The sequence below is a fragment of the Nocardioides sp. W7 genome (assembly GCF_022919075.1).
Lineage (GTDB): Bacteria > Actinomycetota > Actinomycetes > Propionibacteriales > Nocardioidaceae > Nocardioides.
In genome coordinates this window covers 4,535,187-4,556,144 of the sequence record NZ_CP095078.1, presented here as the reverse complement: position 1 = coordinate 4,556,144, position 20,958 = coordinate 4,535,187, and the positions used below count along the sequence as shown (strand labels likewise).

The following is a 20,958-nucleotide window of genomic DNA, read 5'->3' as shown; positions in this document are numbered from 1 at the left end:
GAGAGAATGGGGCGTATGCGCCGCCTGAACCTGCCGTCGCCAGTCCTGGCAGCTCCCATGGCCGGAGGCCCGAGCACGCCGGCGCTCGTGCACGCGGTCGCCGACGCCGGCTCGCTCGCCTTCGTGCCCGCGGGTTATCGCACCGCCGGTCAGCTCGCCGACGACCTGCAACAGGTCCGAACCAGAACCAGTGGGTTCGGAGTGAACCTCTTCGTCCCCGACCCCCGTCCGGTCGACCGCGCCGCCGTCGCCAGGTACCGCGAGGTGATCACGGCCGAGGTCGGGTCACTGGGTGCGTCCCTCGGACCGGAGCGACTCGAGGACGACGACGACTGGGAGGCGAAGGTGGAGCTTCTCTGCCAGGACCCGGTGCCGTGGGTGAGCTTCACCTTCGGGCTGCCGGACGTGGCGGTCGTACGGCGCCTGCGAGTCGCGGGCTCTCGGCTGCTGATGACCGTCACGGACGTCGACGAGGCGCGCGCCGCTGCCGACCTCCAGCCGGATGGACTGGTCGTGCAGTCCGCTGCCGCCGGCGGTCACCGCGGCACGTTCGACCAGCACCGGACCCCGAACACCGACGACCTCACCGACCTCGTCGCTGCGATCACGACGATCACCGACGTTCCCGTCGTGGGAGCCGGTGGACTGGCGAACCCCGCAGCCGTACGACGTGCGTTCGAGGCGGGAGCGGAGGCCGTGGTCGTCGGCACCGCGCTGCTGCTCGCCGACGAGGCCGGCACGCGGCCCACCCATCGGACTGCGCTCGGCGACCCCGCCTCGACGACCACCACGATGCGGGCCTACACCGGTCGGGTCGCCCGCGGCATCCGCACCGCCTTCAGCGACCGCTATGAGAGGGACGCGCCCGCCGCGTACCCCGCCGTCCACCACCTGACCGCACCGCTGCGTCGCTGGGCAGCCGAGCACGACGATCGCGACCATCTGCACCTGTGGGCCGGCACGGCGTTCAGGACCGCGCGCCCAGGACCGGTGAGTGAGCTCCTGGGCGGACTCGCGCCCTAGTTGTTGGTCCACGACCCAGGAGATCCCGTCAGCGGCGCCGGGGGACCGGTCGAGCCGGCCAGCGGGAGCCGTCGAGCAGTTCCCGGTCACCCAGCGGCTCGCCCAGCCGCAGCGGGTGGGGGACCGGCTGATTGCCGACGCAGTTGTTCGCTCCCTCTGGAGCCTCGCTGGTCCAGAAGACGACCACGCTGTCGTCGTCCTCGACGAGGGTCGGCTCCTGCAGGAAGGGCCGCGGATCCCGGCCGCTGGTGCAGCCGCCCTCGGTGACCTCGACCGTCACCTCGGTCGACGCGGGGTCGAGGTCGGTCGCGGCGTCGATCCGGACCCACTGCAGTCCCGGGTCGACGACCGGGGCCAGATTCCTGCAGTCGCCCCAGCTCTGCACCTGCCAACCGGCTCCGCTCGCCTTCAGCCGCACGACCTCGCCGTCCCTGCCCGGCCCGCCCCCGTCCCACGACCCCGTCGCGACGACGACTGACGTCTTCGTCTCGGCCAGGACGAACCACGGCGCCTCGTGGACGTCGGCGTCCTGGAGGGCGCTGGGTGCGTCGATGCCGGCTCTCGCCGCCAGGGCCTCCAGCGCCCGGGTCAGCTCGTCCGCGGGGAGCCGGCTCGCGATCCCGCCGTCCATGGCCGACGCCGGCCAGCCCGGCGCCTCGCCCGTGCAGCTGATCGGCCGCTCATCGGACGGCCCTCCGGACTCCTCCGCCTCTTCGGGCACGGACTTCGTGGCCTCGACGGGCCCGGAGGTCTCGGTGCCGCAGGCCGAGACGCAGAGCAACAGCGCGACGGCGATGCCGAGACGGGCGGTTCGGGGCGTGGTCATGACCATCGGACGCAGCATGCCCTGCCGACGTTGCACCCTGCAGGCTTTCCCCACGATCACGTCGTGACCGACGCGGGCGCCGCCTCAGCACTCCCCGTCGCCGATGGCCTCACGTCCATCGGCACAGATCCGGCTCCCGTTGCCGTACCGGTCGTACGTCGCCAGCACCTCCGTCGGGATCTCGGCCACCCTCTCGACCAGGGTCGTCGTCGAGGTGTACGTGCCCTCCGGCGAGGAGGAGCCCATGCGCAGGACCTGGGCGTTCTCCTTGTCGATGGTGAACGAGTCGACCCCGAGCAGGTCGAGGTGGAAGCGACGGAAGGAGATCTCCACCGCCTCACGGCCATCGACCTCCACGTCCTCGGTCGCCACCCCGTCGACGTCGGCGATGGCCTCCAGGGCGACCGCGAGAGCGGCCGGGTCGAGCAGGTGGGAGTGGGCCAGGTCGGTCACCGCGACGAAGAGGGCCTCGTCGTGGGAGTTGGAGCCGGACACGGTGGCGTCGAGATACTCGCGCAGCTCCGCCGGTCCGTCCGGCAGCTGAGCCACGAACTCCGGTGTGGGGGATCCGAAGCTGCTGTCCTCGGTGCTCGCTGGGAAGTAGTGGTACTCCGTCCAGCCCACCGAGGGCCGGGTGTCGATCGCCCACGTGGTGCCGTCCCACCGCACCCACGCCTCGCGGTTGGTGTCGAGGGTCCGGCCGTCGCTGAGCAGGCGGCTGTTCTCCTGGACCGACTCGGTCTTCACGTGCAGGTAGGTCCCCGGGGTGAACGCGAGCCCCTCGGCGGACGAGGCCACCGACGCGAGTCGGAGGATCTCCGCGCGCGCCTCGGCGTCGCCGCCGTCGACGACCGTCGGCACCACGGCGACGGCGGTGACGGCCGCGGCGGCGAGCCACACGACACGGCGGCGGGGCCGGCGTCCGGCGCTCGCGGCCCGCGCATCGATCTCGTCGAGCAGGATCGCGCGCTCCTCGTCGGGCCAGGCGGCGCGGAGGTCGGCGTCGGTGGGGCGGGCGTGGGTGAGGCGGTTCATCAGGTCGGTCATGGTTCAGTCCTCCAGGGCAACGGGGCGCAGCAACGGGTCGTGAGCGCGGGTCGGGCCCGCGGCGAGGCGCCGCCGGGCGCGGTGCAGTCGTACGGCGAGGGCGTTCGTGCGGATGCCGAGCACCTCGGCGGCCTGGGTGGCACTGAGGCCGTCCCAGGCGGTCAGCAGGATCAGCTCGCGGTCGGTCTCGGACAAGGCCGCCAGGGCGGCGAGGCACTCCTCGCGCTCGGCGACGGCGTCCTCGTGCGAGTCGACACTGCTCAGCCGCCAGCCTTCACGCAGCGCCTCGAGCGCGTACCGGTCTCTGCTGGCACGGCGCCGCCGCTGGTTGGCCGCCAGTCGCCGGACCGTCGCGACCAACCACGGCCAGGCGTCGGCATCGTCGGGCGGCAGGTCGTCCGGGCGGCGCAGGGCCACCACGAAGGCGTCCGCCACGAGGTCGTCCGCCTCGCTGGCGTCGGCATGTCGACGGGCGTACGCCCGAAGCCTGGGCGCGTAGCGCTCGAACAGGCGGGTCAGCCTGACATCGGCGTCTCGAATCGTCCTCACACCCGGTACATGTCGTGACGGCCGCCGGTCTTACCTTCCGACCACGAGAATCTGTGCTCAGGCGGGCAGCCGCGAACCTAGCCGTTCCCGAGGCGGCCCGTACGCGGATCCGTCGACAGAGACCGAGGTGCGAGCGCACTATGGGTCGGTGGGCACACGAAGGTGGCCACGTTCGCTTCGGGTGAGGTGACGTCATGGGTGTGGTGACCGACGTACGCGTGCGGCAGCCGCGGACCAACGACGTGGTCAGCGACCGGTTCGTGGTGACGGGCCTCGGCGCCGGGTTCGAGGGGACCATCGGCATCCGGGTGCTCGGTCCCGGCGGCCGGGTGCTGGCGACGGACTCTGCGCAGTCCAGCGGGGGCGGCATCGGCGTCGGTGACTTCGTCGCCCGGGTCCGCGTCCCCGACCCGCCCCGTGCCGGGACCCGGCTGACCGTGCAGGTCTTCGGTGACAACCCGGGGCTGCCCGACGAGGGTCCGAGCCCCGGCTTCAACACGCGCACGGTCGAGGTGATCTGCTTCCCCGACTCCCGCGGCTTCCTGATCTACCGCGTGGAGGCGGGCGACACGCTCACCGCGATCGTGCGCAAGCTCCGACCGTTCACCCGGGTCACGGTCAACCAGGTCGTGAAGGCCAACCCGCGCATCGAGGACCCCGACGAGATCCAGGTCGGCTGGCGACTCCGGGTCCCCGTCCAGGACTGAGCGCGCCGCTCACAGCGGCGAGTGCACGAAGGGCAGGAACGTCGTCACCCAGTCGAGCCGCTCGTCGAGCCAGCCCAGCAGGCCCAGCGAGCTCGTGATCGAGGTGGGCGGGTTGCCGATGAGGGTGTCGGCGCGAAGCAGCCGGTCGAAGTCGACCGTGATCGGACCGGGCCGCGGAGCGCCGTGGCGGTCGCGGAACTCGACGCCGGCGGTGCGCAGGATCGAGATGACCTCCTGGGCCAGGATGCCGTAGCCGATCGTCGTCGGGTGCACTCCGTCGAGCGAGAACAGGCCGCCGTCGGTGCGGCCGGTGGGACCCGAGCGGAAGAAGCGGGTGCTCGGCACCGGGTCGAGTCGCTGCAACGCCGCCGGCAGCTCGTACGGCGTCCACCAGGTCGGACGCGCCCACGGGCTGTTGATGTAGCGCCGGACCGCCAGCCGGTCGAGCACGCCGCCCATGTCGAACAGGTACCAGTCGAGGCCGTCTCGCCGGGCCGCCTGGACGGAGGCGATGATCGTCTCGTTGTAGGAGTCGATCGCCGAGTCGATGGCCCGGACCTCCTCCTCGGTGAGGTGCGGGTCGTGCTTCGGGTCGAAGTCGTCGTCGGTGACCCAGGGCCGCGTGTAGTACGGGAAGTACCGGGAGTCGGGCCGGACCTTCCGGTGCGTCCCGCGGGCGATCGGCGCGATGGTGACCGACGGGACGGTCGCGACGACGACGTGCTGCGCCTTGATGGTCCGCAGCTGCGCGACGAGGTCGGCCCAGTCGGCCCGGAACGCGCTCGGTCGCCACAGGTTGCAGCCCTGGCGGGCCTCGGCGCGCTCCGCGGGAGTCAGCTTCGCGTACCCGGGCGGTGTCCACTCCGGCACCAGCGAGAGGACCGAGCCGAGCGCGTTGTTGGAGCCCAGGACCACGACCAGGCTCTCGACGCCCTCGTCGTCGGCCAGGGTCGCGATCGAGTCGAGCACGGTCTTGCCGGGACTGCCCTGGGCCGCTCGGTGCAGGACCGGCCAGGCGGCCCGGGCGGCGTGGTGCTCGACGAGCTGTTTGAGGAAGTCGTCGTCCGGCTTCGTGGCGAGCCGTTTCGCGATCCGGGCCTCGGTGGCGATCAGCGGGTCCAGCACGTCCCAGCCGTAGACCGCCGTGTTGTGGAACGGCGCCCCGTCGCCCGGGGGCTCGGATCCCGTGCCCCGCTCCCAGTAGTCCTCGATCTCGTCCAGGTAGCCGCGCAGCCAGGGCCCGGCCCGGAAGGTCTCGAGCAGGTCGAGCTTGCTGCCGAACCGGCGGTCGAACTCGCGGGCCAGCCGCTCGAGGTCCAGGGGCAGGCCACCGGGACCGGTCGGCCACTCGTACGTCGGGAACCTGAACTGCTCGGCGCTCAGCCCGAGCTCGAACGCCGTGATCGCCGGCCAGGACAGGTCGGTGCGGTGGATGGCGCCGCTCATGAACCCGTGGGTCAGCGAGTCACCCACCGTCACGAGCCGGTGCCGGGGCGGCGCCGCGGGCTCCTCGACGGTCACCGGGATGCCGAGCGTGGGATCGTCCACGGGGCGACGTGGCTCGGTCCGGATCTTCACCTCGCGCGGAATCGGCTGGTGTGCGGTCATGGCGGTCCCGTTCCTCCCTGCCCCCTCGGCACCGTACGCCGGAGACGGCGGTGCCGGCATGGCCTGATTTCGGCATTGCCGGGGCGACCGAGATCTAGGCTCCGAGCATGGTCGAGCGAGGCGACCGGACCGGTCGTGCACCTGACCCGGGGTCTGTCCGCAGCACGCCGCGCCCGTTGACCGCCGTACTCGGGCCGCAGTTCACTGGAGGGTCCACACCGTTCCTGAGGAGGCAGCATGTCCGGCAAGGTGGTGCACTTCGAGATCCCGTTCGACGATGGTGACCGGGCACGGAGTTTCTACGGCGACACGTTCGGCTGGCAGCTGATGCCGGTGCCGGACATGAGCTACACGATGGTGATGACCGGTCCGAGCGATCCCGAGCAGGGCCCGACCGAGCCGGGCTTCATCAACGGAGGCCTGTTCGAGCGCAGCGCGGAGTTCCCGGGCAAGGCGCCGAACATCGTGATCGACGTGGCGAGCGTCGACGAGGCGCTGCGCAAGGTCGAGACGGCCGGCGGGAAGACCGTGTCGCAGAAGATGCCCGTCGGTGACATGGGCTTCACCGGCTACTTCACCGACACCGAGGGGAACCTGATCGGGCTCTGGGAGACCGTTTGAGCGGCGCGCACGTCACGGCTCGACCGCGGCACCGGGCTTGCCCGCCTCGGCGTAGGACCGAACGATCGAGACGTTGAGCGGGAAGTCCACGGCGAGGTCGCGGAACAACAGGCCCGCGGCGGTCGCGGCCGCCTCGGTGGCCTGCGCGGCGACCGCGTCGGCCAGGTCGGCCGGGGCGTGTACGACGACCTCGTCGTGCAGGAAGAACACCAGGTGCGGGCGCGACTCGAGTGGACCGGAGCCGCCGAGACGCCAGAGCCGGTTGCGCAGGTCGGCGATCCAACACAGCGCCCACTCCGCGCCCGTGCCCTGTACGACGAAGTTGCGGGTGAACCGGCCGTACGCGCGCCGGAAGCGGGCCTGGCTGTCGGGATCGACCGGCGGGTCGTCGGGATCGCGATCCCACGCCTCGCCCAGGGCAGGCGACCCGCGTCCCAGCAGCGTGCGCACCAGCTGGCCCCGCTCGCCGGCCCGGGCGGCCTCCTCGACGAGACCGAAGGCGTCCGGGTAGCGCCGCGTGAGACCCGCGACCATCCGGCCGCTCTCGCCGCTGGTGGCGCCGTACATCGCGCCGAGCAGGCCGAGCTTGGCGTCGCTGCGGCTGGCGACCGCCCCGTCGTCGACCATCCCCTGGTAGAGGTCGGCGCCGCGGGCCGACCGGGCCAGCGCGCGGTCGCCGCTCAGGCCGGCGAGCACGCGCGGCTCGAGCTGGGCGACGTCGGCGACCACGAACACCCAGCCGCCGTCGGCCACGGCCGCCGGCCGGACCGTCGCCGGGATCGACAGCGCGCCGCCGCCGTTCGACGACCAGCGCCCCGTGCTCGAGCCGGCCGGCTGGTACGACGGCCGGAACCGGCCCCCGCTCACCCACTGGTCGATCCAGGCCCAGCCGTTGGTCTGCCACAGGTGCGCGGCCTGGCGGTAGCGCAGCAGCGGGACGACGCCCGGGTGCTCGAGTGCGCGCAGGGTCGACATCCGGATGTCGGTGACGTCGAGGCCGGCCCGTCGCAGCGCGGACAGCAGCTCGGGTCGCGAGTCCGGGTTGAGCCCCGGCACGCCGAACGCGTCGCGCACCTCCGCGACCAACGCCTCGAGTCCGCGCGGCCGAGCGCCGCGCGGCGGCCGCGGCCCGAGCAGCTCGGTCAGCAGCCGCTCGTGGACGTCCACCCGCCACGGCACGCCGGCGTACGTCATCTCGGCCGCGACGAGGGCACCCGACGACTCGGCCGCGAGCAGCAGCCCGAGCCGGGCGGCCTCGGTTGACGCCGCCACGGCGGCCAGCTGCCGGGCGTCCTCCAGGTCGGCGCGGAGGTGCTCGGCCGCGTCGTCCACCGCGAACAGGCCCGGATCGGACGGCGTGCTCGGCCCGAGGCGGTCCCAGTGCTCCGACTGCTCACCCGCCAGCAGCCGCACCTCCACCGCGGGCGCCCGCCGCAGCAGGTGGTGCCCCAGCCGCAGGTCGTGGCAGCGCCCGACCCGCACCCCCGCCGCCAGCAACGGGGGATACCAGCGCGCGGTGTCGTCCCACACCCAGCGCGGCGCGCCGGCCTCGCGCGCCCCGACGTACGCCGGCAGGTCCGCCAACGTCAGCGTGCGCTCCAGGTCGCCGTCGACGACCAGGACCCGCTCACCCGGCAGGCGCGAGAGCGAGACCCGGGTCATGGGGACACCCTGACACCCCGCGGGGACACCGACCGAGGGGCGGTACCCGGGCACCCGGCGCGGGGGCGGCGCTCACCCGAAGCGGGTGATGCCGAGGTCCCTGCTCGAGTCGAGGATCCGAGCGTGACCTCCTCGCATCCGGGGACCCGGGCCCAGGCAGCCGGGCCGGCGCGCGACCCCGGCCCTCTCGGCCCTCCCGGCATGGTCCGGATCCCGGGAGGGACGTTCCGGATGGGCTCCGAGGACCACTATCCCGAGGAGTCGCCCACGCGCCGCGTCGCGGTGGACGGCTTCTGGATCGACCAGCACGCGGTCACGAACAGGGAGTTCGCGCGCTTCGTCGACGCGACCCGACACGTCACGCTCGCCGAGCGGGTCCCGGACGCCGCCGACTACCCCGGAGCGAGACCCGAGCTGCTGGTCGCCGCGTCCGTGGTGTTCCAGCAGCCGACCCGTCGGGTGCCGTTGAACGACCCCTACAACTGGTGGACCTACCTGCCCGGGGCCGACTGGCGCCAGCCGCAGGGACCCGGCAGCTCGAGCAAGCGGCGGCCCGACCATCCCGTCGTGCACGTCGCCTGGGAGGACGTGACGGCGTACGCCCAGTGGGCCGGCAAGCAGCTGCCCACCGAGGCGGAGTGGGAGTACGCCGCCCGCGGCGGACTCGACGGCGCCACCTACGCCTGGGGTGAGGAGCTCACTCCCGACGATCGGTGGATGGCGAACACCTGGCAGGGCGAGTTCCCGGTCGAGAACACGCGCGACGACGGTCACGCGGGCATCGCCCCGGTCGGCTCGTACCCGCCCAACGGCTACGGACTGTTCGACATGATCGGCAACGTCTGGGAATGGACCAGTGACTGGTACGGCGCCCACACGGCACCCGCCCACGCCTGCTGCGCGATCGAGAACCCGCGTGGGGGCGACCGCGAGAGCAGCCACGACCCGGGCGAGATCGGCCCCCGGATCCCGCGCCGGGTGATGAAGGGCGGCTCCCACCTCTGTGCACCGAACTACTGCCGCCGCTACCGTCCGGCGGCCCGGATGGCCCAGCCCGTCGACACCTCGACCTCGCACCTGGGCTTCCGCTGCATCGTCCGCGACCCGCCCGCGGACGGCGAAGCGTGACGACCGCAGCGTTGTCGACCTGGCACGAGGGCCCGGTCAAGGACGCCGTCGTGGCCTACGTGGACCGGGTCTGCACGGACGGTTCGCCCGACTGGGTGGCGCCCGAGGAGCGGGTCGCGGTCTTCGACAACGACGGCACCCTGTGGTGTGAGAAGCCGATGCCGATCCAGCTCGACTTCGTCCTGCGCCGGCTGGCGGAGATGGCGGACGCCGACCCGACCCTCCGGGACCGGCAACCGTGGCAGGCCGCGTACGAGCACGATCACGCGTGGCTGGCACGCATCGTGACCGAGCACTACGCCGGCGACGACACGAACGTCAGGACGCTGGGTGCCGGCATCGTGGCCGCGTTCGCGAACCTCACGGTCGAGCAGTTCGAGGCGGACGCCGGCACCTTCCTGCGCCAGACCCGCCACCCGACGCTGAAGCGGACCTACCTCCAGTGCTCCTACGCGCCCATGCTGGAGCTGCTCGCGCACCTGCGAGCCCACGGGTTCACGAACTACATCGCCTCCGGCGGTGGGCGCGACTTCATGCGACCGATCAGCGACGAGGTCTACGGGATCTCGCGCGAACGCGTGATCGGCAGCGCCGTCGCCCTCGCCTACGCCCCGGGCGAGCACGGTGGCGCGATCGTCCGCCAGGGCGCCGCCGACTACCTCGACGACGGACCGGAGAAGCCCGTCCGCATCTGGAACCGCATCGGACGCCGGCCGATCCTCGCTGCCGGCAACTCCGACGGCGACCTCGAGATGCTCGACTTCACCCAGCATCGGGACAAGCCGTCGCTGCGCCTCCTCGTCCTGCACGACGACGCGGAGCGCGAGTTCGAGTACGTCGCGGGCGCGGAGAACGCGCTCGACCGGGCCCAGACCCACGGCTGGACCGTGGTCAGCATGAAGAACGACTGGGCCACCGTCTTCTGAGAGAGGAGTCAGTCATGTCGCACGCAGCAGCCCCGATCGCCCCTGACCTCGCGGACCTCTACCGCGACCTGCATCAGCATCCGGAACTCGGCTTCCAGGAGCACCGCACGGCCGCACTGGTGGCCCGCCGGCTCGCCGCGTCGGGAGTCGACGTCACCCCCGGGGTGGGTGGCACCGGAGTCGTCGGCACCCTGGTCAACGGTCCGGGTCCGGTCGCCCTGCTCCGAGCCGACATGGACGGGCTGCCGGTGCGCGAGGAGACCGGCCTGGAGTACGCGAGCACGGACACCGCGACCGATGCCCACGGCGCTGAGGTGCCGGTCAGCCACGCCTGCGGCCACGACCTGCACACCACCTGCCTGCTCGGTGCGGTCGAGGCGCTCGCCGCGGACCGGGGGAGCTGGTCGGGGACGCTGCTGCTGGTCTTCCAGCCGGCGGAGGAGCTGGGGGCCGGTGCGCAGGCGATGGTGGACGACGGGCTGTTCGAGCGGTTCCCGGTGCCGGAGGTGGTGCTCGGCCAGCACGTCGCCCCGCTCCCGGCGGGAACGATCGCCGGGCACCCGGGACCCGCGTACGCCGGGTCGGACTCGCTGCGGGTGCGCCTGGTGGGCAAGGGGGCGCACGGGTCGATGCCCCAGAACTCCGTGGACCCGGTGGTGATGGCGGCCGAGGCCGTGCTGCGCCTGCAGACGATCGTCGCGCGCGAGATCCCCAGCACCGAGGTCGTGGTGCTCACCGTCGGCTCGGTGCGGTCCGGCGAGGCGGCCAACGTGATCCCGGGCCAGGCCGAGCTGCTGCTGAACATCCGCACCTACGCCGACGGGACCCGCCAGCACGTCCTGGCCAGCGTCGAGCGGATCCTGCGGGGGATCGCCGTCACCGCCGGAGCGCCCGAGGAGCCCACGATCGAGTCCATCGAGCGGTTCCCCGTGGTGGTCAACGACGCCGCGGCACTCGGGCGGACCTTCGCGACGTTCCAGGAGTGGCTGGGTGCGGAGCGGGTCCTCGACCCGGGGGCCGGTGCCGGCAGCGAGGACGTCGGAGTCCTGGCGACCAGCGCCGGCGCGCCCCTGTCGTACTGGCTGCTCGGAGGCACCGACCCCTCGCTGTTCGGCACCGGGGGCATGGACGACCCGGCCCTGCGGACGGTGCCGTCGAACCACTCGCCGAGGTATGCGCCCGCGATCGACCCCACCCTCGGGATCGGGGTGACCGCGCTGGTGAAGGCGGCCCGGACCTGGCTCCCGACCGGCTGAGCTCAGCCGAACAGCGCCCGGTAGTGGTCCGACTGCGCCGGGTAGTAGTCGTCGAAGTCGATCGCCGCGACGTCGCCGCCGGCCTCTGCCGCGACGAGCCGGTCCAGGTAGTACTCCCAGCCCGGACCGACGCCGGCCGCCAGCTCGGCGTCCGGCACGGACTGGCTGAAGGTGAGCGTGGTGGTGCCGGCGTCCTCGGTGAGCTCGAGGAGGAAGTGCCAGACGTTCTCCTCGCCCTCGACGTTCGAGGTGAGGGCGAGCCGGTGGGGTGCGTCGCAGGCGTCGATCGTGAAGGTCTCGGGCTTGATGTCGTCGCCCTCGGCGTTCATCCGGAACAGGACCGAGCCCGAGGCGGGGTCGCCGGTCCAGGTGCCGACCCAGCGCTCGAGCCGGTCGGACTCGGTGATCGCCGCCCACACGGACTCGATCGGCGCCCGGAAGGTGCGGTCGAACACGACGCTGTCGTGACCGAGGCGGGTCTCGCGACGGCCGGTGGTGCTGGGGGTCATGCTGTCTCCTCTGCTGGGTTCTGCACGGGGCTCTGCACTGGCTCGGGCGCCGGGGCGTCCCGATGGTCCCGAACGGTGCGGCGGACCTCCAGGTCGAGGCCGTCGAGCACCGAGTCGTCGAATCGCGGCAGCGGGCGCAGGTCCGTGAGCAGGTCCCGAACCGGCTCCAGCCCGGCCGGGACCAGCGCGTAGTGACGCTCCCGCCCCTGGCTCTCCGCGCTGATCAGGCCGGCCTCGACGAGAACCCGCAGGTGTCGGCTGACGGCCGGGCGGCTGATCGGGTGCGCGGCCGCGAGGTCGACCACGCGCGCCGGGCCTCGGGCGAGGGTGCGCAGGAGGTCGCGGCGCACCGGGTCGGCGAGCGCGGGGAACGGGTCCATGGGATATTGGTAACGGATCGGTTACCAATTTGTCAATCGTGGCCGCTGCTCGCAGATACCCAATCCGTGCCATTGACGTCGGCCGAACGGCGCGGAAGGTTCGAACCCATCCCGGGGGAGCCGTGCCCGGGCACGACGCGATCCCCGCCGGGCCGCTCCCGCCTCAGTCCTGGAGGGTGCCGTGAACCGCGTAGCTGGCCGACCTGTCGTCATCGTCGCAGCGGCCGCACTGGCCGTCCCTGCCGTCGTCGCGGCGGTGGCCGCGGGCCCGACGCAAGCCGCGCCGCCCGGTCACTCCCACGGGGGTCACCCGCCGGCGCAGACCTCCTCGAAGGCGGTCTACTTCGCCTCCGACGGCCTGCGTCAGGACCTCGTGGAGAAGTACGCCGCCGAGGGGGTGATGCCGACGATGCGCTCGTTCCTGCGGGACGGCGTCAAGGCCCGCGGCCACGGGATGCTCACCCAGGCGCCACCCAACACCGGCGCCGGCTGGTACACGCTGGCCACCGGAGCGTGGCCCGGCGTGCACGGCTCCACCAACAACACCTTCCACCGCAACGGCGACCCGTTCGGCAACCGCACCGCCGCCTTCGACCCGGGCGTGCTGGAGGCGGAGTCGATCGCGCAGGCGGCCGAGCGGGGCGGCCTGAAGGTCGCGCAGGTCGAGTGGGCGGGCGGCCGGAACGCCTCGATCCAGGGACCGACGATCGACTTCCGGACCTTCCACTCAGGGCGCGGGGTCGCCACGAACTTCATCGGTCAGGTCGGGGAGCCGCTCTTCGACGACGCGGCCTTCATCCAGTCCTTCGGCCTGCAGTTCGACCATCCCGCCGGGTACGCCGGCCAGGCGCCGTTCGCCGGCGCCGCCCCGACGCCGGCGACCGGCTGGACCGACGTGCCCGCGTCGTACAGCCCGGCCCGGGAGATGCGGCTGCGGGTGCTGGACGGCGGGACCGACAAGTACGGGCTCAACGCCTATCTCTACGACAGCCGCAACGACGGGCGGACCCGCTACGACCGGGTGCTGTTCTCCCCGACCAGGAGTGGCGCGGACGCCGTCGCCGACCTGCGCCCGGGCCAGTGGGCGGACGTGAAGGTCACGCTCCAGGGCGGCGCCCTCGACGGAAGGACGGCGGGGATGCTGGTCAAGGTCGAGACCCTCGCCCCCGACCTGTCCCGGGTGCGGCTCTTCCACACGTCCGTGTCCCGGGCGACCGCGAGCTGGCCGACCTGGCCGGGGGAGCCCGGCTACACCGAGTTCGACGAGTTCCTCGCCGCGGAGTTCCCGACCTCGACGGCCGCCGACTTCGCGATCCTGGAGGCCGGCATCACCAGCGAGGACACCTACGTCGAGCAGGGCCTGGCCTGGTCGACCGCGCACTGGCCGATGCTGGAGTACGTCGCGAAGACCTACCGACCCGACCTGCTGATGGTCGGCATGCCGACCACCGACGAGTTCCAGCACCAGTTCCTCGGTCTGGTCACCAAGCGGCTGCCGAACGGCGAGCCCAACCCGGCGTTCGACGACGTCGACCTCGACGGGATCCGCGACGGACGGGTGCGGGAGCGGTCGGCGTACCTCCGCGAGGCCTATCAGGAGTCCGACCGGACCCTGCGGCTCGCCCGGTCGCTCGCCGGGCGCGACCCCACGACCTTCGTCGGCTCCGACCACGGGTTCGCTCCGCAGTTCCTCGCGGTCGATGCCAGCCTGCCGCTGGTTGAGCTCGGGCTGCTCTCGCGGCCGCAGACGTCGAACTGCCGCCCGGCGACCGGCGAGACGATCGGCAGGGCCAAGGCCTGCTGGGCCGGCGGCACGCTGCAGATCTACCTCAACCTCGCCGGGCGCGACCCGGCCGGCGGTTTCCAGCAGGTCCCCGCGGCCGAGGAGGCGGCGACCCTGGCCGCCATCAGGGCGAAGTACCAGGGACTGAGCGACCCCAACGACTGGACGCACGACGGGCAGCCGGAGGGCTGGCCGGTCATCGACCGGATCTTCTCGAAGGCCGAGGCCCGCCACATCCCCAACGGTCCGGGCAGCACCGCCGACATGGCGCACCCGACCCGCACCGGCGACCTCGTGGTGTTCGCCTACCCGCCGTACCAGTTCGACGCCGAGACGCCGGGCACCCTCGTGGCGGCGTCGCACTTCTTCGGCCAGCACGGCTACGTCCCCGACGTGCAGGACCTCGGCGCGAACGTCAACATGCGCGCCACCTTCCTGGCCGGTGGCCGGGGGATCGCCGACCGCTCCGTCGGTGCGCGCTCCATCGACCTGGCTCCGACGCTGGCGTTCCTGCTCGGGATCCCCGAGCCGCAGCACAGCCAGGGCCGGGTGCTGCTCGACGTCGTCGACGACGGCGGGAGGTACACGCCGGTGTCGATCGTCGGGCTCAACGACTTCCACGGTCAGCTCGACCCGACGACGCGGCCCTACGACAACGGCATCAACGCCCGGGTCGGGGGTGCGGCGTTCCTCGCGACCCTGTTCGACGAGGAGCTCGACGCGCTGCCCGGGCAAGGTCTGACCCTGTCCGGAGGCGACAACGTCGGGGCCTCGCCCCCGAACTCGGCGCTGCTCCAGGACCTGCCCGCGATCGACGTCGCCAACGCCTGGGGCCTGGACGCCACGGCGTACGGCAACCACGAGTTCGACTACGGCGTCAGCCGGCTGCTCCAGCACCAGGCACGGGCCGGCTTCCCGTTCCTGGCCACCAACATCGTCGACGAGGCGACCGGCAAGGCGCCGCCGTGGGTGACGCCCTCGAAGGTGTTCCGGGTCAACGGCGTCAAGGTCGGCGTGATCGGCGCCGCGCTCGAGCAGACGCCCGAGCTGGTCGCCGCCGGCGCCACCGAGGGCCTGACGTTCCTGCCCGAGGCGCCGCGGATCAGGGCCGAGTCCGAGCGGCTGAGGCGTCAGGGGGTCAAGGTCCAGGTCGTGGTGATCCACGAGGGCACGTCCCGGGGCACGAACCCGGCCGGCCAGACGCCCGGGGCCGCGTGGGAGGGGCCGATCCTGGACGTGGCCGACGCCCTGCAGAGCACGACCGTGGACGCCATGGTGGTGGGCCACACGCACCGGGTCTCGAACCTGATGCGCGGGCACATCCTGATCACCGAGGGCGTCAACCAGGGCACGTCGTACTCCGTGCTCCAGCTGATGGTCCGCGGCGGCGACGTGACCTGGGCCGGCGGAGCCACCCGAGTGGCCAAGACCCTCGGCGTCGAGGCCCGACCCGACGTCCAGGCGATCATCGACCGGGCCAACGAGGAGACCGCGGTCCTGCGCAACCAGGTGATCGGCACGCAGGTGAACGACATCCTGCGTGATCCCGCCCGCCTGCACGAGTCCGAGCTGGGCAACCTGGTGGCCGACGCGATGCGACTGAAGTACCCGGGCGTCGACGCGGCGTACACCAACTCCGGCGGGCTCCGCGCCGACCTCGTGTGCTCGCCGCCGAGCGCCGACGAGGCGGCGTGCGAGATCACCTGGGGCGAGATGTTCGCCGTGCTGCCGTTCGCCAACCGCACCACGATCCTCACCGTGACCGGCGCGCAGCTGCGCACGGCCTTCGAGAACGGCTTCTCGCCGGTCTGCGACCCCGCGGTGCACAGCGGTCGATTCCCCCAGATCTCGGGTCTGCGCGCGACCTTCCACTGCACCGGCACCACGCCGGTCGTCGACGGCATGTGGAAGACCCCCGACGGCATCGGTGGACCGGAGACCCCGATCGCCGACGGGGACCCCGTCCGGCTCGTCATCAACGACTTCATGCACACCGGCGGCGACGGCTACACGATCTTCGGCCAGGGCACCGACGTACTGCAGCCCGGCGACGACCTCATGCAGGTCGCCACCGACTACGTCACCGCGAACTCCCCGGTGGACCCGCAGGTCGAGGGCAGGATCACGCAGAACTGAACGACGACGGAGTCTCGACCTCGTCGAGCCTGTGGAGTGACGGGCGCGCTCCTCGGCTCCATCCGCACGAGGCCGCGAGCACCGTGGCGAGCGCCGCCAGGAGGAACGTGGCCGGCAGCCCGGCCCGCTCGGAGAGCGCGCCCGCCGCCGACGATCCGGCCGCCTGGCCGAGGACGAGGGCGATGAAGACGACGGAGGTCCCGGGAGCCGCCCGGTCGGGGACGAGCTGGATGGTCCAGGCGAGGAGTGCCGAGGTCGCCGCGACGAAGCCCCAGCCGAAGACTCCGCACGCCAGGACGGCGACCGGGAGCGGACCGGGTACGACGAGCCCTGCGGTGGCGACGGCGACGGCGAGGCCGGTGACCAGCCAGGCGCGCTGAGCCGGCCAGGCACCCAGCACCCGCACGGTCCAGACGGTGGCGGTGCCACCGACTCCGATGGCGATCCAGGCCAGGACGGACGCGGCGTCGCTCATCCCCGACCCGACCAGGTGGGCTCGTCCGTAGGTCCACACGGCGGCGGACGCGGCGCCGAGGAGGAATGCCCCGGCGGCGGGTCGGAGCAGGGCCAACAGCCACCGTTGCCGCCGCGGGTCCGGTCCGTCCTGGACCGGAGTCGGTCCGTGACGGACCGGATCGCGACGATCGAGGAGCAGGACGGCGAGGCCGGCGGCGGTCGTGAACACCGCGCTGATCGCGAACCCGACCCGCCACTCCGGCAGCAGGAGCGCCAGGAGCCCGGCGGCCACGAGGCCCGGCCCCGTGCCGGCGTTGACCGTCGCCTGCGCCCGGTCCACGCGGTCCGCGGGCAGGCTGCGCGCCACGACGGCCACCAGGCCCGGTGAGGCGAGGCCGGCACCGGCCGACGCGAGGATGGTCGACGGCACGAGGACGGCCATCCCGGGAGCGAGCGCCATGCCGACCGACCCGATGGACGCGGTCCCCAGCGAGCCCAGGACGAGCAGGCGTGGCCGTTCGGCCGCCACCAGTCCGACGAGTGCCCCCGCACAGTAGGCGGCCGAGGCGCCTGACGACACGTAGCCGGCGATCGACGAGCTCATCGAGACCGAGCCCTGGATGTCGGGCAGGAAGAGACCGTAGGCCAACCGCACCAGTCCATAGGTCCCGGCGATCAGGCAGGTGCCGGCGACGACCAGCGCTGTCTCCCGGTCGAGCGACAACGATAACGATCGTTTCACTTTTTCACTCTATAGTCCGGGTGGTGGGCACCCGTGAATCCACCAGGAACCGGCTCCTGGACGCCGTCGACGAGCTCGTGTTCGCCCGCGGCGACACCCACGCGTCGGTCGACCGGATCCTCGAGCGCGCTGGCGTCTCGCCGGCGACGCTGTACCGCGCGTACGGCAGCAAGGACGCGCTCGTCGCCGCGGCTCTCGACCGTCGCCAGCGCGAGTGGCTGGAGGTGTGGGACGAGGCGGTGGCGCGCGCCGACACCGATCGGGAGCGCCTGCTGGCGGTCTTCGACGCTCTCGAGGAGTTCCAGGCGCGAGCGACAGGCGCACGGTGGTGCGCCTTCCTCGGGACCGCCGCGGGGTACGCCGAGCCGCCGCCCGTCCTGGCCGAGGCCGTCCGGCAGGACACCGACTCGCTACGGCGTCGGCTGCTCAAGCTCTCCGAGGCGCTGGTCGGCCCGCGCGCGGCCGCCCTCGCCGACGCCCTGACGCTGCTCGTCTCCGGTCACCTGGCGATGCGCCTGCGGACCGGCTCGCCCGCGAGCTCCTCCGGGGTCGCCCGGGAGCTGGCAGCACTGCTCATCGATCATCCGGAGCGACTGCCGGGATAACGCCGGCGAGTGGGTGCCTACTCGGACTCGGGGAGCGGCCCGTACCGCTCCGTGCGGTCGTCCCACGCCCACTCCCCGTCGACGGGATCGGTCGCGAACACCGGGCGGAGCTCGGGCCACCGGTCCAGGAGGAACCCCACCTCCTGGAGCAGCAGGTTGTCGGGATCGTCGACCTCGGCCGCGCTCTCGTCGCCGACGAGTGCGCGCCATCCCGAGTCGTGCTCGTCGTCCGGCTCCTCGCGATACACGAACCCGGGGCGTAGGTCGTACTCGTGGCAACGCCGGCTGACGATGATCCTCTTCGCGAGGAGGGAGTCGACCACGCGATCCGTCACGGCCACATTCTGCCCGAAAGCGGCCCGCCGGCAATCTGCTGTGGCGGCGGGCCGCAGCCGGCTTCGGGCCCCTCCGGACTCAGGCGATCGTCGAGGTGTCGATGACGAAGCGGTAGCGGACGTCGGAGGCGAGCACGCGCTCGTAGGCCTCGTTGATCTGGTCGGCGGCGATCACCTCGACCTCGGAGCCGATGCCGTGCTCGGCGCAGAAGTCGAGCATCTCCTGGGTCAGGGCGATGCCGCCGATCATGGAGCCGGCGAAGGAGCGGCGGGAGTTGAGGAGCGAGAAGACGTTGACGCTGAGCGGCTCGGCGGGGGCGCCGACGTTGACGAGGGTGCCGTCGACGCCGAGGAGGCCGAGGTAGGCATCCAGGTCGATGCCGGCGCTGACGGTGTTGATGATGAGGTCGTATCGGCTGGCGAGCTGCTCGAAGGTGCCCGGGTCGGAGGTGGCGAAGTAGTCGTCGGCTCCGAGGCGGAGGCCGTCCTCCTGCTTCTTCAGCGTCTGGGAGAGGACGGTGACCTCGGCGCCGAGGGCGTGGGCGATCTTGACGGCCATGTGCCCGAGGCCGCCGAGTCCCACGACGGCGACCCGCTTGCCGGGACCCGCGCCCCAGCGGCGCAGGGGGGCGTAGGTGGTGATGCCGGCGCAGAGCAGCGGCGCGGCGGCGGCCGGGTCGATGCCGTCGGGGACGCTCAGGACGTAGTCGGCGTCGACGACGACGTGGGTGGAGTAGCCGCCCTGGGTGGTGGTGCCGTCGCGGTCGGTGGCGGCGTAGGTGCCGACCATGCCGTCGAGGCAGTACTGCTCGTCGCCGTTGCGGCAGTTCGTGCACTCGCCGCACGAGTTGACCATGCAGCCCACGCCGACCCGGTCGCCGACCTGGCGGCGGGTGACGTCCGCTCCGACCTCGGCGACGACGCCGACGATCTCGTGGCCGGGGACGACGGGGTAGGGCTGCGGTCCCCAGTCGCCGTTCACGGTGTGGATGTCGGAGTGGCAGATGCCGGCGTACCTGATCTCGATCAGGACGTCGTTCGCTCCGACGCTCCGACGCTCGATGGTGGTCGGGGTGAGGGGCTGGCCGGCGGCGGGGGCGGCGTAGGCGTTGACGCGCATGGGTCTTCTCGTCTCTGGGTGGGTGGTGTCTGGGCGTTCGTGGGCAGGGTGAGGCGGCTCTCGGTCTCGTCGAGCACCGAGCGCACCGTGCGGGTGCTACTTCCGGCCGGCTCGTTTGAGGTCGTCGGCCAGCTTGCGCGCCTCGCCGGACAGCAGCTCCGCACGGGCGGCGTCACCCGCGTCGGTCGCGTGCCAGTAGTCGATCTTCAGCGCCACGTATCGCTGGCGGAGCGCGATGTGCTCCGCTTCGAGCGCGAGTCGGCGCTGCTGGGCGGCGAGGAGCTCGATCTGCTCGCGTGCCGCGGCGGGCCCGAGCTCCCCGTTGGCGACGTACTTCTTCATGTCGCTCACCGACATCCCGGTGGCGGCGAGGCAGGCGACCCACATGACCTGATCGAGGTCGTCCTCGTCGTAGACCCGGTGCTTGCTGCTCGCCCCGCGGCCGATCGGGGCGATCACGCCGATGGACTCGTAGTAGCGCAGCGTGCTGGCCGGCAGCCCGGTCAGCGCCGCGGCTTCCTTGATCGTGTACTCGTGCCGGGTCGTCGGTGCGCTCACCCCGACGACGTTAGGAACTTCAAGTACTTGAAGTCAAAGGCCCGGTCGGGCGCCCCGGGGCGCGTCGAGTCACGCGGCCAGGTCCTCGTCGGTCGTCAGCTCGACGTTGGCCCAGATGTCGTAGCGCAGGGGCTCGAGCCGATCGAGGATCGCGCGGCGTACGGCGTCCTCCTCGGCGACCTGCCAGCCGAGGTCGACCACGAAGACGACCTCGAGATAGAGCCGGGCGCCGAGCTTGGTGGCCGCGACGAACGGCTCCGGGAGGCCGAACCTGGCCCGCACCTGCCCGATCGCTGCAGCGATCTCCGCCTGCACTGCCGGTGGCGGTGCGCCCTCGAGAAGCTCGAGACCGGCGGACCGGAGCAGCCTGAACGGCACCGGGACGATCAGCGCGCACGCCACCAGGACCAGCACCGGGTCGGCGTAGACGGCGGCGTCCTGCCACGCCCCGCCGTCCAGCCACAGGGTGATCGCACCGCCCACGGCGATGACCGCGCTCAGTGAGACGCCGGCCTTCCACTGCGCCACCTCGGCCGCCACCAGCTCGGAGTCGGACAGCCGGCTCAGCCGCCACGCCACCAGCAGCGAGACCAGCGCGGAGAGCACCCCGTAGGCGAGGACGGTCTCCGGCGCGACGGGTGTTCCCCCTCCGCGGATCACCGTCACCGCATCCACCGCGGCGTACAGCAACGTGCCGAAGAGAGCGGCGCCCTGGACCCCGACAGCGAGCGGCGTCGCCGCCTTCTTCCCGAACGGGAGCCCGACGAGTGGGTGCAGCGCCGGCCGCCACGGCGGCCAGCATCGACAGCCCGGAGAGAAGGATGCCGAGCACCAGGTAGATGCCGTCGAAGAGCAGCACCCGCGACTCGGCCAGGACCCCCCAGACGAGGGCGACGCCGCCCATGACGGCCGAGCTGACGATCGACTCTCGCAGGGCGCGCTGCTCCGCGGACCGCGCCGGGCCAGCGTCTTGGCTCATCT

20 protein-coding genes are annotated in these 20,958 nt (G+C 72.5%); 8 read left to right on the top strand and 12 right to left on the bottom strand.

Annotated features, from left to right (window positions below; genetic code table 11):
* Positions 1 to 6: 6 nt before the first annotated feature.
* Entirely contained in the window at positions 7 to 1,023 is a 1,017-nt protein-coding gene (locus MUB56_RS21320; protein WP_348536699.1) for a nitronate monooxygenase, read from the top strand.
* Between the two features lie 28 nt (positions 1,024 to 1,051).
* Here the strand turns inward: MUB56_RS21320 and MUB56_RS21315 are convergent, their stop codons facing one another.
* From MUB56_RS21315 to MUB56_RS21305, 3 genes are all read right to left on the bottom strand, one after another.
* Entirely contained in the window at positions 1,052 to 1,849 is a 798-nt protein-coding gene (locus MUB56_RS21315) for a hypothetical protein (RefSeq protein WP_244929023.1), read from the bottom strand.
* Positions 1,850 to 1,933: 84 nt separating this feature from the next.
* Entirely contained in the window at positions 1,934 to 2,896 is a 963-nt protein-coding gene (locus tag MUB56_RS21310) for a hypothetical protein (protein ID WP_244929022.1), read from the bottom strand.
* Between the two features lie 3 nt (positions 2,897 to 2,899).
* Positions 2,900 to 3,445, bottom strand: coding sequence for a sigma-70 family RNA polymerase sigma factor (locus tag MUB56_RS21305; RefSeq protein ID WP_244929021.1), 546 nt, complete (start codon positions 3,443 to 3,445; stop codon positions 2,900 to 2,902).
* Positions 3,446 to 3,639: 194 nt separating this feature from the next.
* Between MUB56_RS21305 and MUB56_RS21300 the strand changes: the two genes are divergently transcribed.
* A complete protein-coding gene (locus tag MUB56_RS21300; protein ID WP_244929020.1) occupies positions 3,640 to 4,152 on the top strand; it encodes a Gmad2 immunoglobulin-like domain-containing protein in 513 nt (170 codons plus the stop codon).
* Between the two features lie 9 nt (positions 4,153 to 4,161).
* Here the strand turns inward: MUB56_RS21300 and MUB56_RS21295 are convergent, their stop codons facing one another.
* The gene (locus MUB56_RS21295; RefSeq protein ID WP_244929019.1) at positions 4,162 to 5,760 is read right to left on the bottom strand and encodes a hypothetical protein; all 1,599 of its coding nucleotides are present in this window, start codon (positions 5,758 to 5,760) and stop codon (positions 4,162 to 4,164) included.
* Positions 5,761 to 5,997: 237 nt separating this feature from the next.
* On the opposite strand from MUB56_RS21295, the gene MUB56_RS21290 reads away from it, so the two are divergent.
* Positions 5,998 to 6,381, top strand: coding sequence for a VOC family protein (locus MUB56_RS21290; RefSeq protein WP_244929018.1), 384 nt, complete (start codon positions 5,998 to 6,000; stop codon positions 6,379 to 6,381).
* 12 nt (positions 6,382 to 6,393) lie between these two features.
* Here MUB56_RS21290 and MUB56_RS21285 read toward each other — a convergent pair whose 3' ends face one another.
* A complete protein-coding gene (locus tag MUB56_RS21285; RefSeq protein ID WP_244929017.1) occupies positions 6,394 to 8,043 on the bottom strand; it encodes a bifunctional 3'-5' exonuclease/DNA polymerase in 1,650 nt (549 codons plus the stop codon).
* Positions 8,044 to 8,166: 123 nt separating this feature from the next.
* On the opposite strand from MUB56_RS21285, the gene MUB56_RS21280 reads away from it, so the two are divergent.
* From MUB56_RS21280 to MUB56_RS21270, 3 genes are read left to right on the top strand one after another with little or no spacing between them, the layout of a single operon-like run.
* On the top strand, positions 8,167 to 9,171 hold the full coding sequence (locus MUB56_RS21280; RefSeq protein WP_244929016.1) for a formylglycine-generating enzyme family protein: 1,005 nt from the start codon (positions 8,167 to 8,169) through the stop codon (positions 9,169 to 9,171).
* Positions 9,168 to 10,097, top strand: coding sequence for an HAD family hydrolase (locus tag MUB56_RS21275; RefSeq protein ID WP_244929015.1), 930 nt, complete (start codon positions 9,168 to 9,170; stop codon positions 10,095 to 10,097). Before MUB56_RS21280 ends, MUB56_RS21275 begins: the two co-directional genes overlap by 4 nt.
* A gap of 14 nt (positions 10,098 to 10,111) precedes the next feature.
* Positions 10,112 to 11,353, top strand: coding sequence for an amidohydrolase (locus MUB56_RS21270; RefSeq protein WP_244929014.1), 1,242 nt, complete (start codon positions 10,112 to 10,114; stop codon positions 11,351 to 11,353).
* A gap of 2 nt (positions 11,354 to 11,355) precedes the next feature.
* On the opposite strand, the gene MUB56_RS21265 is transcribed toward MUB56_RS21270, so the two are convergent.
* Positions 11,356 to 11,862 carry an SRPBCC family protein gene (locus MUB56_RS21265; protein WP_244929013.1) on the bottom strand — a complete coding sequence of 169 codons (507 nt, stop codon included), beginning with the start codon at positions 11,860 to 11,862 and terminating at the stop codon, positions 11,356 to 11,358.
* The gene (locus MUB56_RS21260; protein ID WP_244929012.1) at positions 11,859 to 12,242 is read right to left on the bottom strand and encodes a metalloregulator ArsR/SmtB family transcription factor; all 384 of its coding nucleotides are present in this window, start codon (positions 12,240 to 12,242) and stop codon (positions 11,859 to 11,861) included. Before MUB56_RS21260 ends, MUB56_RS21265 begins: the two co-directional genes overlap by 4 nt.
* Positions 12,243 to 12,423: 181 nt before the next feature.
* On the opposite strand from MUB56_RS21260, the gene MUB56_RS21255 reads away from it, so the two are divergent.
* Positions 12,424 to 16,161, top strand: coding sequence for a 5'-nucleotidase C-terminal domain-containing protein (locus MUB56_RS21255; RefSeq protein WP_244929011.1), 3,738 nt, complete (start codon positions 12,424 to 12,426; stop codon positions 16,159 to 16,161).
* On the opposite strand, the gene MUB56_RS21250 is transcribed toward MUB56_RS21255, so the two are convergent.
* On the bottom strand, positions 16,148 to 17,359 hold the full coding sequence (locus tag MUB56_RS21250) for an MFS transporter (protein WP_244929010.1): 1,212 nt from the start codon (positions 17,357 to 17,359) through the stop codon (positions 16,148 to 16,150). The two genes, MUB56_RS21255 and MUB56_RS21250, sit on opposite strands and share 14 nt — an antisense overlap.
* 23 nt (positions 17,360 to 17,382) lie before the next feature.
* Between MUB56_RS21250 and MUB56_RS21245 the strand changes: the two genes are divergently transcribed.
* The gene (locus MUB56_RS21245; protein ID WP_244929009.1) at positions 17,383 to 17,964 is read left to right on the top strand and encodes a TetR/AcrR family transcriptional regulator; all 582 of its coding nucleotides are present in this window, start codon (positions 17,383 to 17,385) and stop codon (positions 17,962 to 17,964) included.
* A gap of 17 nt (positions 17,965 to 17,981) precedes the next feature.
* On the opposite strand, the gene MUB56_RS21240 is transcribed toward MUB56_RS21245, so the two are convergent.
* The 4 genes from MUB56_RS21240 to MUB56_RS21225 form a co-directional block, all read right to left on the bottom strand.
* Complete coding sequence (locus tag MUB56_RS21240; protein WP_348536732.1) at positions 17,982 to 18,260, bottom strand: DUF2185 domain-containing protein; 279 nt, start codon at positions 18,258 to 18,260, stop codon at positions 17,982 to 17,984.
* A 118-nt stretch (positions 18,261 to 18,378) separates the two neighbouring features.
* Positions 18,379 to 19,419: an NAD(P)-dependent alcohol dehydrogenase gene (locus MUB56_RS21235; protein ID WP_244929007.1), complete on the bottom strand. Its 1,041-nt coding sequence runs from the start codon at positions 19,417 to 19,419 to the stop codon at positions 18,379 to 18,381.
* Between the two features lie 96 nt (positions 19,420 to 19,515).
* On the bottom strand, positions 19,516 to 19,977 hold the full coding sequence (locus tag MUB56_RS21230; protein ID WP_244929006.1) for a MerR family transcriptional regulator: 462 nt from the start codon (positions 19,975 to 19,977) through the stop codon (positions 19,516 to 19,518).
* A gap of 69 nt (positions 19,978 to 20,046) precedes the next feature.
* Positions 20,047 to 20,754: a cation transporter gene (locus MUB56_RS21225; protein ID WP_244932453.1), complete on the bottom strand. Its 708-nt coding sequence runs from the start codon at positions 20,752 to 20,754 to the stop codon at positions 20,047 to 20,049.
* Between the last annotated feature and the right edge of the window lie 204 nt (positions 20,755 to 20,958).

Excerpts from the sequence above, each read along its gene's own strand:
- MUB56_RS21320 (WP_348536699.1), top strand. The coding sequence starts at position 7 with ATGGGGCGTATGCGCCGCCTGAACCTGCCGTCGCCAGTCCTGGCAGCT.
- MUB56_RS21315 (WP_244929023.1), bottom strand. The coding sequence starts at position 1,849 with ATGACCACGCCCCGAACCGCCCGTCTCGGCATCGCCGTCGCGCTGTTG.
- MUB56_RS21310 (WP_244929022.1), bottom strand. The coding sequence starts at position 2,896 with ATGACCGACCTGATGAACCGCCTCACCCACGCCCGCCCCACCGACGCC.
- MUB56_RS21300 (WP_244929020.1), top strand. The coding sequence starts at position 3,640 with ATGGGTGTGGTGACCGACGTACGCGTGCGGCAGCCGCGGACCAACGAC.
- MUB56_RS21295 (WP_244929019.1), bottom strand. The coding sequence starts at position 5,760 with ATGACCGCACACCAGCCGATTCCGCGCGAGGTGAAGATCCGGACCGAG.
- MUB56_RS21290 (WP_244929018.1), top strand. The coding sequence starts at position 5,998 with ATGTCCGGCAAGGTGGTGCACTTCGAGATCCCGTTCGACGATGGTGAC.
- MUB56_RS21285 (WP_244929017.1), bottom strand. The coding sequence starts at position 8,043 with ATGACCCGGGTCTCGCTCTCGCGCCTGCCGGGTGAGCGGGTCCTGGTC.
- MUB56_RS21270 (WP_244929014.1), top strand. The coding sequence starts at position 10,112 with ATGTCGCACGCAGCAGCCCCGATCGCCCCTGACCTCGCGGACCTCTAC.
- MUB56_RS21265 (WP_244929013.1), bottom strand. The coding sequence starts at position 11,862 with ATGACCCCCAGCACCACCGGCCGTCGCGAGACCCGCCTCGGTCACGAC.
- MUB56_RS21260 (WP_244929012.1), bottom strand. The coding sequence starts at position 12,242 with ATGGACCCGTTCCCCGCGCTCGCCGACCCGGTGCGCCGCGACCTCCTG.
- MUB56_RS21235 (WP_244929007.1), bottom strand. The coding sequence starts at position 19,419 with ATGCGCGTCAACGCCTACGCCGCCCCCGCCGCCGGCCAGCCCCTCACC.